Annotated in this window: 12 protein-coding genes; 3 read left to right on the forward strand and 9 right to left on the reverse strand. The window is 38.8% G+C overall.

The window, feature by feature from the left end; translation table 11 throughout:
* Positions 1–631: 631 nt before the first annotated feature.
* A complete protein-coding gene (locus QZT26_RS13155; protein ID WP_099323797.1) occupies positions 632–943 on the forward strand; it encodes an HU family DNA-binding protein in 312 nt (103 codons plus the stop codon).
* 97 nt (positions 944–1,040) lie between these two features.
* Here QZT26_RS13155 and typA read toward each other — a convergent pair whose 3' ends face one another.
* Entirely contained in the window at positions 1,041–2,891 is a 1,851-nt protein-coding gene (gene typA, locus QZT26_RS13160; RefSeq protein WP_295102727.1) for a translational GTPase TypA, read from the reverse strand.
* Positions 2,892–3,619: 728 nt separating this feature from the next.
* On the opposite strand from typA, the gene QZT26_RS13165 reads away from it, so the two are divergent.
* Positions 3,620–3,952 (forward strand): DUF6883 domain-containing protein, encoded by a 333-nt coding sequence (locus QZT26_RS13165; RefSeq protein ID WP_099323799.1) that lies wholly within the window; start codon positions 3,620–3,622, stop codon positions 3,950–3,952.
* A gap of 9 nt (positions 3,953–3,961) precedes the next feature.
* Positions 3,962–4,192, forward strand: coding sequence for a DUF4926 domain-containing protein (locus tag QZT26_RS13170; protein ID WP_099323800.1), 231 nt, complete (start codon positions 3,962–3,964; stop codon positions 4,190–4,192).
* A 132-nt stretch (positions 4,193–4,324) separates the two neighbouring features.
* Here QZT26_RS13170 and QZT26_RS13175 read toward each other — a convergent pair whose 3' ends face one another.
* The 8 genes from QZT26_RS13175 to QZT26_RS13210 form a co-directional block, all read right to left on the reverse strand.
* The gene (locus QZT26_RS13175; protein ID WP_099323801.1) at positions 4,325–5,638 is read right to left on the reverse strand and encodes an O-antigen ligase family protein; all 1,314 of its coding nucleotides are present in this window, start codon (positions 5,636–5,638) and stop codon (positions 4,325–4,327) included.
* A gap of 182 nt (positions 5,639–5,820) precedes the next feature.
* Positions 5,821–6,777, reverse strand: coding sequence for a glycosyltransferase family 2 protein (locus QZT26_RS13180; protein WP_099323802.1), 957 nt, complete (start codon positions 6,775–6,777; stop codon positions 5,821–5,823).
* A complete protein-coding gene (locus QZT26_RS13185; RefSeq protein ID WP_157820313.1) occupies positions 6,774–7,661 on the reverse strand; it encodes a glycosyltransferase in 888 nt (295 codons plus the stop codon). The genes QZT26_RS13180 and QZT26_RS13185 overlap by 4 nt, the downstream gene beginning before the upstream one ends.
* A 53-nt stretch (positions 7,662–7,714) precedes the next feature.
* The gene (locus QZT26_RS13190; RefSeq protein WP_099323804.1) at positions 7,715–8,803 is read right to left on the reverse strand and encodes a glycosyltransferase; all 1,089 of its coding nucleotides are present in this window, start codon (positions 8,801–8,803) and stop codon (positions 7,715–7,717) included.
* Positions 8,804–8,870: 67 nt separating this feature from the next.
* On the reverse strand, positions 8,871–9,905 hold the full coding sequence (locus QZT26_RS13195) for a glycosyltransferase family 4 protein (RefSeq protein WP_295102731.1): 1,035 nt from the start codon (positions 9,903–9,905) through the stop codon (positions 8,871–8,873).
* On the reverse strand, positions 9,875–11,485 hold the full coding sequence (locus QZT26_RS13200) for a lipopolysaccharide kinase InaA family protein (RefSeq protein WP_295102733.1): 1,611 nt from the start codon (positions 11,483–11,485) through the stop codon (positions 9,875–9,877). Before QZT26_RS13200 ends, QZT26_RS13195 begins: the two co-directional genes overlap by 31 nt.
* A 630-nt stretch (positions 11,486–12,115) precedes the next feature.
* Positions 12,116–12,361, reverse strand: a complete 246-nt coding sequence (locus tag QZT26_RS13205; protein WP_295102734.1) for a hypothetical protein — start codon at positions 12,359–12,361, stop codon at positions 12,116–12,118.
* Between the two features lie 158 nt (positions 12,362–12,519).
* The coding region (locus QZT26_RS13210; protein WP_295102736.1) for a hypothetical protein at positions 12,520–12,730 on the reverse strand (211 nt) is incomplete at its 5' end.

Genomic DNA, 12,730 nt, shown 5'->3' on the forward strand with positions numbered 1-12,730 from the left:
ACATGCATTCCCGCAGAACGTAGGAATGAGAAGAAAAATTTATGGCTATTCATGTTATAAACCTCCCGGATTTCCTCCGCAGACAATTCCACCCCCTTAATCCCCCGCCAGCGGGGGACAAGGCTTGCCACATCCCTTGCAGCGTTGTTTTGCCCCAATCACACAAACGGTTACAAAAAATCGGAAATGCTCCTCGCGATATCCTTCGGCTTCCCTTGCAATATGCGGTATTACAGTCATCAACCTGAATAATGAGACCTCCCAAGTTCATTTATGTACCTTTCCCGGTCATACCGCCACTCTCAACTCCGACGACTTGATGTAGAGACGCATTGTATGCGCCTCTACATCAAGAGTAACAACAGAATAAAGTCACTGACAAAGGCAGCCTAATTTATTGAAATGCAATTTTCAAACAGCTAAAATGCTGGAAACGAGTTAAGCTGAAAAGAACTCCCCTTGCTGATTCCCTATTTATGCTGGTTTGCACAAATATATCATACTTATATTTTTTCAGAATGCCCAAAAAATTGCTTGATTCAGAAAGTTATTTACTGTATTCTAACCCCTACTTTAGCTTGTCCTTATGGTTATCTTATATACGCCATATTTTTAGAAAGGAGAAAGTTGTATGAATAAACAGGAGTTAGTTGAGTATGTTGCGAATGAATGTAGTGTTTCTAAGACTTGCGGAGAAAAGGCGGTAAACGCTGTATTGAACGGCATCAAGCAGGGAGTAAAGAAATCGAACGAAGTGCGTCTTATTGGTTTCGGAACCTTTTCAGTAAAAGAAAGAAAAGCACGAAAAGGAAGGAATCCCCAAACGGGAGCAGTTATTAATATTAAGGCAAGCAAAACTGTTAAATTCAGCGTAGGACAAGATTTTAAAAAGGTTGTAGCAAAAGGTGGTTCCGCTTCAACAGGAAAAATGAAAAAGAAGTAATAATTACATATACATTTACTATTATTGTTAAAAAAAGCAGGCTGAAAAGCCTGCTTTTTTTAACAAAACATTATTTGCGTAACGAATCTTCGTATCTTTATGGAATTGCTACCTTTTCAGGGTTCTGTTGCCTGCGTGTGGTTCTCCTTTCATTCTCCGTAAGAAATTTTTTTCTTAATCGAAATGTTTTAGGAGTAATTTCAACCAGCTCATCGTCTTCAATATATTCAAGTGCCATTTCTAGTGAAAATTCTCTGTGCGGAGACAACTTAACGCTTTTCTCTCCGGTAGCCTGTCGGATATTCGTAGCCTTCTTCTCCCTTATCACGTTAACCACAATATCATTCTGTTCACAATGCTCACCAACTATCATCCCTTCATACACTTCTTCACCGGGTTTAACAAACATTATTCCACGATCATGTAAACCCTCCAAAGCGTATGCCGTGGCCTCACCAGCAGCCATAGAAACCAATACGCCCTGCGTCCTGTGCACTATATCTCCTTTGTAAGGTTCGTAATCATAAAAATTATGATGCATAACCGCCTCGCCCCGCGTAGAACTCAACAAACGGTTTCTCAAACCGATTAATCCACGCGAAGGCGCCTTAAATTCAAAATGTGTATATTGTTTTTCCGTCTTCATGCTGACAATTTCACCCTTTCTAGCCCCCAGAAGAGAAATCGCCTGTCCCTCCATTTCTTTTGGCACATCTATAACCACATACTCCATCGGTTCCATTCTCTTCCCGTCTATTTCCTTAAAAATTACTTTCGGTTTTGATACCTGCAATTCATATCCTTCCCTGCGCATGTTTTCGATTAATATTGAGAGATGTAATAATCCCCTTCCTGAAATGCAAAAAGCATCTGGCGAAGCTGTTTCGTCCACCTTAAGGGCAACGTTTGCACGTAATTCCCTAAACAATCTCTCCCTCAAATTTCTGCTGGTAACAAATTTTCCGTCCTTACCACAAAACGGAGAATTATTAACGGAAAATACCATGGAAAGGGTCGGTTCATCAATATGTATCAACGGCATTGCTTGTGGATTTTCAACAGAAGTAATCGTATCACTTATATCAATATTCTCAATTCCCGTTAATGCTATGATGTCTCCCGCCATTGCCGACAGCGTTTTTTCCCTTGATAACCCCACAAACGCAAACAGATCAGTAATTTTATGCAAGGATTGTTTTCCTGTCTTATCAATTCTAACAACTTGCTGGCCGGTGGTAATTGTGCCGGAAAAAATCCTGCCAATTCCAATCCTGCCGACATAGTCATTATAATCAAGCGATGCTATCTGCATTTGCAATGGGAATTCAGCGTCATAACATGGTTTTGGAACAAATTGTATAATTGCATCAAGGAGTGGTCTGATATCGCTGCTTTCATCATCAAGCGATAATTTGGCATAGCCGTTTCGTCCGCTTGCATATACAATTTTAAAATCCAATTGTTCGTCGTTGGCATCAAGGTCCACAAAGAGATCAAACACTTCATTGATTACATCCTGACAACGGGCGTCAGGACGGTCTATCTTGTTAATTACAACAAGAGGATTCAGGTTATAACCAAGGGCTTTTCGCAGTACAAACCTGGTCTGAGGCATGACCCCCTCTGCCGCATCAACCAGCAGCAACACACCATCCGCCATTTTGAGCACCCGCTCCACTTCTCCGCCAAAATCAGCATGTCCTGGCGTATCTATTATATTTATTTTCACTCCTTCGTAATTAATAGCAGTATTTTTTGCCAGTATGGTTATACCACGCTCACGCTCAAGGTCATTCGAATCCATGATTCTTTCACTATGCTGAATCTGCTGATTCACCCTAAACGTACCGCTCTGCTTAAGCAATTGATCAACCAGAGTCGTTTTGCCGTGATCAACATGGGCGATAATAGCTACATTACGAACATTATCTCTTACCGTTTTTGCCATTCTTTTCCTCAAATTTCTTATGGAAACATTACAATGCTTCTCTTGTGAACTCAAAATAAAAAAGCCGCTACGAATAACGAAGCGGCATAGAATAAGATTAACTTTTTATTAAATATACACTATTCCAGATAGATTATTACAGACAATATTTTTTCTGTCAATAAAAATAAACCATCCTGAGGATTTAAGTCACACAGTCTTCCTCATTTTTAGGTTCGGGAAATGCGTTCTTAATTGGCAAGCATAGCATTAGCTATTCCCTGAATGACTGCTTAAAATATCCTTTCTTTTTCTGTTTCCCTCTAATTGAATAATAAGGAACAACACCCCGATAACCTGCCAAAGAAATAAGGATTCAGGGGTTTTCCAGAATATATATATATTGTATTGACCATACAAAAAAAAGATGATGAAGTTGGGACATAGTCATGCAATTGTTTCGAAACAATATTTTGTATGTTTTGAAAAAGATGTCGATTTCAATAACCTGCCCTTCGTATTTATCCTTATATCGAATATTAGAATACACAAAGAACTTGAATTTATTATATTTATTCAATATAGTCTTTACTTACATCTGTTGCTCCCTGGTAATGAATGGAATTGGTGTTTCATTCATTTAATAAGGGTTTACAGCAGATCCACACTCTTCTTTCTTTTTACTCATAGATTTTACTGAAGAGCCATAAAGTTATACCACGTAAAATTACTTTCACGTAAGAAAACTAATGAATTTGCCTAATGCAGATCAGGCACAAGTAGATCGTAAAAAAATTACGGAATACTTGTTGTGTACATCACATCCGGATGGGAGCAATAAAGCGGTCTTTTTATCTCAATTTGGTTTCACGCTGGAAAATTGGAGAATATTAGCAGAATCTTTGCGCAAACATGGGGCAACCTATAATGTGGTAAAAGTCGTTGAATCTGAATATGGCACACGTTATAGTGTCGATGGATTGTTAGAAACACCGGATAGCCGCAATCCGTATATAAGGACTGTTTGGATAATAGAAAAAAAGTCTACAACACCAAGATTGATTACTGCACACCCAAAATAGGAGGAAACCATGATAAAAGAGCATGACCGAATTGTTTTGTTGAAAGATTTACCGGAGGATGGTTTACAGGCTGGTGATGTCGGTACGGTTATTCACATTCATCGTCAAGGTGAAGCATTTGAAGTCGAATTTATGACACTTGACGGTGGAACAGTTGCTGTTACAACTTTGCTTTCATCTCAAATACGAGCAGTTAGTAAAAGGGACATAACCCATGTTAGAGAGCTTGCTGTCTCTTGATTAAAAAAGGATTTTACTGAAGCAGACAATATTTTTTCTGTCAATAAAAATAAACCATCCTGAGGATTTAAGTCACACAGTCTTCCTCATTTTTAGGTTCGGGAAATGCGTTCTTAATTGGCAAGCATAGCATTAGCTATTCCCTGAATGACTGCTTAAAATATCCTTTCTTTTTCTGTTTCCCTCTAATTGAATAATAAGGAACAACACCCCGATAACCTGCCAAAGAAATAAGGATTCAGGGGTTTTCCAGAAAATATCAGTTAATCCGTGGGAAATCAGCGAAACAAGACCGGCTGAAACACCTACAAGCAGCATTTTTTCGAATCTATTTTCTGCAATTGATTTTATCGCTTTTATTGTTCTATAAAATATTATGGTAAACATCCATAGGAAGATCGCTAATCCAAATATCCCCGTTTCCACCCACATATGCAGTATAATATTATGCGCATGCGAAAGACTTTCAACCTTTTGCACTTTTTTCTTCTTAATAGTCTTCGCAGGAATATCCCCAAGAGATTTCTTTTCTTTTTCTCTAATCTCCTTTCTGTATGTTTCATATATATCCCTGAAGTTTCTTTTTCCTGGCCCGATCCCCAGCAACGGATGATCAAGAATAATCGCAATCGACGCCTTCCAGCACATCAACCTTTCTCCAAGAATCTTGTTCGACGAAAAGAATTTATCATATTGTGTGATGGTTTTGGCGTGCATGGAATATTTCGATGGCAAAAGCACAAACAATAAAGGACACATAGCAATTATCGCAATGAGCAAGTACTTTTTTTTCAACATGAACGCTATATAAATCACAGCAACCATATTTGCGAACCAGCTTGCCCTGCTCATCGTCAGAACTATTGCATATCCGCTTACAAAAACAAGACATCCAAGCCAAAACCTAACAAATATGCTTCTGTAATAAAAAAACAGACAAATAGCAATCGGCAGGAACAATGAAATATATTTTGCAATCCTTGAGTGATACTTAAATGTAGCAATTAACCTGTCATCTCTTGCGGCAATTCCCGTATAATACCCATACAAACCATATGCACATACCAGCCCACAGGTAATAAGCATTGCCTTTATTATGCGTTTCACTTGTTCAATACTGTGTATTGTATTGACCATACAAAAAAAGATGATGAAGTACGGGACATAGTCGTGCAGGAGTGTTTCGAAACAATACTTTGTATTTTTTGAAAAAATTGATGCTATTATCAGATAAATAAAAAATACCAGTATGGGTATGTTAAGCGCTGTTTTCTCAAAGATAATCCGTTTCTCAAGCACCATCTGATACGCCAGGCATCCAACCATGGTCACCAAACACATCATCTTAATGACATCAGCGCCGAAAGGAAAAAATGTTAAAATAAAAAAATACGTAATAAATGCATACTCTGATACCTGACTTATTTTACTATTTTTCGTATTCATCAATAGTAGTTTTGCCCGCCTATTCCTTAATAATTCGTTACACTTTAGTTTTTTGAAAAATTCCAACAATCAAAAAGTAGGGGCGAAGCATTTGCTGTAAATGGTCATAAATACGTTAATACCCAAACGGGCAAATGCTTCGCCCCCTGCTTTTTCAAAAAACCAAAGTGTTAAAATAATTCTTATTTACCTGGTTTTGCCGACCGTAATCCCATCCAATCAGGACATAACAATACATGCCATTGAAAAAGCCTGCAATATATTGTCAACCGGTATCTCAACTTCCTGCTAAGAAACATAACAATGCCGTTCCCCGCGCTATTGATGATTAAATTGAATAAAATCTTCATAACATACAATATTCTGAAGGTAACGTAAACATCACGGGAATAATTCTTTTTAAAAAAAAGATACAATGACCGGCAATACTCAATTTGCGATTGCCACGGCGCTTTTCTCTTGCTCTCTCCCCCCAGATGAATCACCCTGGCGTCGGGGACATGCCACACTCTCCACCCTGCATTTTTCATGCGATAGCACCAGTCAGTCTCTTCAAGAAAGAAAAAATATCTCTCATCCAATGTACCGACTTTTTTTATTGCCTCATTCCTTACCATAATACATGCCCCTATAACTGATTCTATTTCGACGGGCTGCGTGATGACGCGTTTCTTACTCAGGTATTTATCAGGAAACAACCATCGCAAGAAACTTTTATTCAATAACTCAGATGCCAGGGTTGGATAATTATCAAAACTGTTTTGTTTCATACCGTTTAGTTTTAATAGTTGAACACCGGCAATTCCCGCATCATTATGGGATTCCATAAAAGCATGCAATATCCGCAACGTATTTTTTTCTAAAATCGCATCTGTATTAAGCAATACATAATATTTTGGGGAAATAGCCGTTATTGCCTGATTCACCGCAGCGGCAAACCCCTTGTTTTCCCTGTTCTCTATAATATGCACTCCGGAATACCTGTTACGCACCGCCACAACACTGTCATCTTTCGATCCGTTATCCACGACACAAATTTTAATACTACAATCTGTATCAGATTCATAAACGGATGCAATGCATTTCAACAACAGGTCTTTTGTGTTCCAGTTGACAATAATAATACACAGGTCATTCATGAATGAAACAAGTAGTATCTCAAGGTTCTGATATTAATCGGATCCATTTTCAACGAAAGGCGAAAATTTTCCCTTGCCACAACTTTATCGCCCATTCGCGTATAATGTCTGCCGATTTTAGCATAATGTGCGGCTAAACGTTTTTTATACATTTTTTCGTTAATGCCGTTCTCACTGTCTTTAAACATAGTATATATCTTATCAATGATCACTTTCTGATATTTCAGGACATTATTGCGGTTTTTACTTAGAGATTTGGCACTATGCCTGTATTTCACCAGCGGAACGTCTATGCCAATCGCTTTGTAATAGAATGCGATTCTCAGCCACATGTCCCAATCCTGGCAATTTACCAGTCCAGAATCAAATAAAGCCGTTTTATTAAACACCTCTTTACGAACCACAACGGAAGAACATATTATAAAATTTTGTTCAAAGAATAATTGAGTGAAGATATTGCCAGATGGCAATCTTCTCCTGATCTTTCCTTCCAGAAACTGGCTTTTTGAGTCTATATTTATATGTTTTGAATATACCATTCCAGCATCAGGATTTTTCATGAATTGGTCAATTGACATCTCCAGTTTCTCCGGCATCCAAATATCATCGGCATCAAGGAATGCGACATACTCTCCCTTCGCCGACTGAATGCCCAGATTTCTTGCCGTTGGAAGCCCTTCATTGCGCCCTAAATCAATATACTTTATCTTTTCCATATAAGGCTTCAATACCAGCTTCGTGTTGTCAGTAGAACCATCATCAATCACAACAACTTCATACGCATCGTATGTCTGTGCAAGAACTGATTCAATTGATTCCTGTAAATAAACCGCACAGTTATAGGTAGGCATAATAACAGAAACCAGAGGTTTTTTATTTGCCATAAGCACAGATTACACTTTTTTTGTAATGCATAGAAAACTATCCTTCTTACTATTTATGGCCTGGTGCTCTTTATACATTCTTCATATAATGCGTATATTTCGCCGCCAACATTCTCCAGATCATATTTACGCCCCTGAGCGGCAGAGCGTTTTGAAAATTCAAAAAGCATATCTTTTTGAGAAAATAAGGCAAGTAATCTTTCTGCAATTTCCTTTGGATCATCTCCCGCCACAAACCCATCAATACCGTCATGGACGATTTCCTCAACAAAATCTCTCTTTAGACAGATAGCAGGTTTCCCCAACACCTGACATTGCCTTAAAGCCCTCGCTGTTCCATCAGAACCGGCAACCGTATAAAACATTACGTCAAAGCAATGTACGGCGTCCCAGTAATCCAGTCTCTTGTACCCGCCGAAAATCACACTATCCTCTAATTTATTTTTCTTAACCGGCATTACCGCCAGTTTATTCAGATTAGGGCCCCTTCCCAGCAGTAAAAACTTAATATTTTTACCGGATTCCTTTATTATTTTAACGACTTCAACAACCAGTTCAAATTTTCTGTGATGCTGCACTCTCATGACAAGGCCAACCACAAAATCATCATCATTTAAACCAAATTCCGGCCTGATATTTTTTGGTTTTTTTGGTATTTGATGAATATCCAGCCACGGTTTTAAACAAACTACCTTCCTGAAATCGTTCTGCAGCATATCTCTTAATTTAAGGCTAAATACCGTGAAAACATCCGCCTTTTTGCAAATTGTTTTTTTCAAAAAACCGGGCGGAGTAACATTGAAATCGGTAAATATTTTTACCGCCTTATGCGAACTCCCCAGGTGCACAGCAAGGTCTCTATCACGAAAGAAATGAATGATGTCAGGATCAAATTGTTGAACAACCTGCTTTGCCACACGTCTGTTTCTCATCATTGCGCCAATCCCACCGCGCTTAGCAAGGGTTTGTACCGTTTTTACCCTGCCGGATTCCACATGAAAAATCAAGCCTGTATCCGGAATTTTAGGCACACTCGTCAACAACATAACGTCGGCCTTTTTGCTCATATAATTACACAACTCAACAATAGGCTGCGAAGGCCCCGTCCACTTGTGATCAGAATACAGGTAGAGAATTTTCATAATCAATGCTTTTGTGTATTTTAAATACCGTTATTTCGCAGTGGAAACTTTTCCACCCTCTATTACGTTAAACACCCCTGATAACATTTATAAATTTCGGCGCATTCGCCTGTAATGAATATCCGGCATCTAATGTCTTTCTCCCTGCCAGCCCCATACGCCTTCTCAGCGCCGCATCATCGGCCAGGCTTTTTATCTTCTCTGCCCACTCATCAACAGTTGAAGCAAACATGCCATTCACGCCTTCCTCAACAATCTCACTGTGGACTCCCACCGGTGAACATACTACGGGAACACCCACTGCAAAATATTGAAGCAGCTTTGTAGCGCACTTGCCCCTTGTCCATTCATGATTCGGCAAAGGCGCCAAACCTATATCAATGCCTTGTAAATCGGCATTTTCGTCTTCAATTGCCCATATCTTTTTGTGCACAGGCATTGTTTTGCAATCAATAAATTCGTTGCAAATAATCTTCAGTTCCAGCGATTTATTCTGTTCTGCCAACTTATCAAAAGCAGGCGTCAATTCCTGTATGAACGGAAGCGATGACTTGCTTCCGATCCATCCTATGGTTATCTTTTCCTTCCTGGTATCATAATTCCTGACCGAATACTTGCCCGTATCTACTGCAGTAGGGATAATAGTTACGTTATTATTGTAAGGCAATGCCTTTGATTTCAGATACGAATTGCCTGCAATTACAGAATCGGCAAACCGCACCATTCTGGCAAATGTCCGCTGTCTTTTAAACGATCTTCGGCGTCCATCTACCGGGCTTTTGTACATCACCGCATCGTCAAAATCATATATTATTTTGATGCACTTTCTCTTCAGATACCAAAGTTGCCAATGCCACAGCCTCTTTTTCTGGATGTACAATACATCATAACCATTCATTTGAGAAAACAATTTCATCCATTGCCAGAACGAACCGGGAAAAAGTGATACTGTATATGCTATATGTGCTTCATTTAAGTAGGGAAGATACTGCAACACCCTGTATCTGCTTGCAGGGTGTTCCCATTCCTGTATTAAAAAATAGACTCTTTTTGTTTCCATAACTATGGTAGCTACTTTAAGACCTTTGCCTGCGGCTGCCATAAGTGTTTTCTTGCTATGCTGGCCTTAATAATTCCCAGTATAATTTCTTTATCAGCATTGTTAATCTTCTTTCCCTTCATATACGCCCTGTAAAACCGTAATCTGTCCGTGTATGTCAAACAATCTGGCATCGATGCATTTATTTGAGACAAATTTCTAATGCGTTCATCACGCGTAATTCTTCCGTTAAAGTAAACCCTGTCGAGGTCAAGGTAATAAAAATTCCAGGCATCAGGCAATTCATTCACCAGGATATTATTTGCCTTCAGATCTGCATGATATACCCCCAAATCGTGCAATTTCCTAAAAGACTCCGCCAGACTTGAAACAAACCTTCTTTTTTTTCTAAAAACCAGTTCGCCATGCGCCCTATTTAATTTTTCCGTTACATATTGATTACACGGCAAATTCCCGGTTGCATCCTCCGTCACAAGAAAGCTTTTCTCCAGAATGCCATACTTCCTGCTTTCGCAAAGCGCAATCGGTTGAGGGGTAAGAAGTTTTAGCGCTAAAAGCCCATGAGCGGCAAACCATGCCTTTCGCGCAGGGGAATGGATGAAAGAATAAATGCCTCTTTTTAGCAAAGCGGGATAGCGGAATTCTTTTACGCACACACCTTTGATTTTTTCATGAGGACATAAAACAAGGGTAATCCCTGTTTTATGAGAATTTTTAATAACATTCTCCCGCCTATCGCGCAACGAATCATTATGCTTTTCAATGAGGGCAAGCAGTGTATCTGCGTCCCACTCCGCTCTCATGTTTATTCTGTAACCGCCCTTTTTTATTATGGTAAATACATTATTTTTCTTTAAACATTTTCCCGCCCTGCTGCGCCATATACGGTATTTCGTAGCACCTACGCTCCCTAATATTTCTTGAGGATCAAAGGTTCCGTAACAACACGCCAATTCAATTATCTCTTCATTTGTGCATACATCTTCAATGGAATACAATAATCGGGACAATTCCTTCTTTCTGGCAGACAACGTCGTTTTTTTCCCGAACCTGGCATGGCCAATATCTATTAAATAAAACAGCGCAAAATCATTGACGTCAACCAATATATTCTCAGCGTGAAGATCTCCGTGTAAAATCCCGGCGTCATGCATATTTTTTACAAAGAGAATAAGGTTTCGCAACACCTCTTTTTTTTGTATTACGCCCGCCGGAGTCTTTATTAACTCAAGCAAAAGGGCTTTTACTGAAATGCTGTTTGGAATTGTTTTTGAAATTATGTAACAATCCCGGAGTATTCCGCAACTACGTGTTTCTCCCATAGCTACTGGTTCTGCGGTATGAAAACCGTTTTTCAGCAATAAAAACCCCTGATTCCACTCCCTTTTAGCCTTTGACTGAGCAAACAACGATTTAAACCTGTCGATACCGCCCTTTGCCTTATAGTGTTTTATATAATACGATTCATAACTATTAGTATATTTCAAAACCCTCCCGAAATGTCCATTACGTACCATTTCATATTGGTCATCCCGATGAATCGTATTAAATATTTCGCTTAAAGCATCGGTTAATCCACCGTTCACCAGCCATTTAATACCATTATTAACATAATTATTCATATCTCATTTCATACCGCACATTCAGGCATGTAAATTTATTTCCTGCCACTTTACGCTGTTAATCAATAAAATTGTACAGTTTCCGGCACAAAAATAAGAATACAAAAAATAGCTTAAGTACAGAGACTACAAGATGATATGGATATAAAACCATTTTCATCGTTTACAGGTGTTACTAACGCAACATGATGACTTATTTTGTCATTGCGAGGGTCTTTTCCGAAGCAATCTCATAAACCGTCATAGGGATCCTTCCTTCCTGCATTCATTCCATTAATTAATTCTATTTTTTTAGCCCTTGAGCCACCCTTAATTTGCTTCTCCCGCGATATGGCGTTTCTTACATCACGAAATATCTCGTAGTATACTGATTGCTTCGGAAAAGACCCTCGCAATGACAAGCGGAGACCCTCGCAATGACAAGCTGAGACCCTTGCAATTATAAGCTGAGACCTTTTGAATAGCCCTATACATTTGAACTGGTACAGAAACAGAAATGCCAGACGTTTCAAACTCGAAAATGAGACTACAAAAAATAGCTTAGGTACAGATACTACAACATGATATGGCTATAAAACCATTTTCATCGCTTCTGGAGAATTAGAGATGGTGAGAAACTTGTTAGACGGTTTATATTCCTAGCTTTTTCGTTATAGATGAGATAGGCATAGTTTCTCTTTCCTTCGATCTTTCATCTAGAAATTCCATGAACTTCTTACTACTACCGAGTTCTTTTACCTCTTTCTCAAACTCATCAGTTTCCTCCAGGACATAATTTTTCCCATCTTTGTCGCAAATCATTAATGGTTCAGATCTTGCCATGGTCAATAATTCATCAATTGAATGTTTCTTTTTCCTTAAATCGATTGTATTCATAAATCGAAAATTATCACATTTATCATCTTGACGCAACACTTGTTATTATTTTACCACCTAACAAGTATATGCTGAAACCCGCTTAAGAATCGTCCTGTCATGCTGCCTTCTCTCTGTGCAATTTGCATTTTTCATTTTGCATTTTCACTGTTTTTGCTTTAATATCGCCACAAAGAAAAGGGGGGGGAACACCATCCCCTCCCCGTCGTTTTTCCACACAATGATAAGCAGAAAAGATTATTCCTAAATCCTGCAAACAAGGCAAAGCCTTGTTGCAGGAATAGGATTGAAATGGTAGGATTTCCAAGGTATTCGGCGGTATATTGATAACAAAAAACACCTGAAAGGAGATTCACCATTTCGATGAAG

It is taken from the genome of uncultured Candidatus Kuenenia sp. (assembly GCF_900696675.1).
Classification (GTDB): Bacteria; Planctomycetota; Brocadiia; order Brocadiales; family Brocadiaceae; genus Kuenenia; species Kuenenia stuttgartiensis_A.

What these genes read in the sequence shown, in the direction of transcription:
- QZT26_RS13190 (WP_099323804.1), bottom strand. Translation starts at nt 8,803, where the DNA reads ATGAAAATTCTCTACCTGTATTCTGATCACAAGTGGACGGGGCCTTCG.
- QZT26_RS13205 (WP_295102734.1), bottom strand. Translation starts at nt 12,361, where the DNA reads ATGAATACAATCGATTTAAGGAAAAAGAAACATTCAATTGATGAATTA.
- QZT26_RS13155 (WP_099323797.1), top strand. Translation starts at nt 632, where the DNA reads ATGAATAAACAGGAGTTAGTTGAGTATGTTGCGAATGAATGTAGTGTT.
- QZT26_RS13165 (WP_099323799.1), top strand. Translation starts at nt 3,620, where the DNA reads ATGAATTTGCCTAATGCAGATCAGGCACAAGTAGATCGTAAAAAAATT.
- QZT26_RS13175 (WP_099323801.1), bottom strand. Translation starts at nt 5,638, where the DNA reads ATGAATACGAAAAATAGTAAAATAAGTCAGGTATCAGAGTATGCATTT.
- QZT26_RS13185 (WP_157820313.1), bottom strand. Translation starts at nt 7,661, where the DNA reads ATGGCAAATAAAAAACCTCTGGTTTCTGTTATTATGCCTACCTATAAC.
- QZT26_RS13200 (WP_295102733.1), bottom strand. Translation starts at nt 11,485, where the DNA reads ATGAATAATTATGTTAATAATGGTATTAAATGGCTGGTGAACGGTGGA.
- QZT26_RS13180 (WP_099323802.1), bottom strand. Translation starts at nt 6,777, where the DNA reads ATGAATGACCTGTGTATTATTATTGTCAACTGGAACACAAAAGACCTG.
- QZT26_RS13195 (WP_295102731.1), bottom strand. Translation starts at nt 9,905, where the DNA reads ATGGCAGCCGCAGGCAAAGGTCTTAAAGTAGCTACCATAGTTATGGAA.
- typA (WP_295102727.1), bottom strand. Translation starts at nt 2,891, where the DNA reads ATGGCAAAAACGGTAAGAGATAATGTTCGTAATGTAGCTATTATCGCC.
- QZT26_RS13170 (WP_099323800.1), top strand. Translation starts at nt 3,962, where the DNA reads ATGATAAAAGAGCATGACCGAATTGTTTTGTTGAAAGATTTACCGGAG.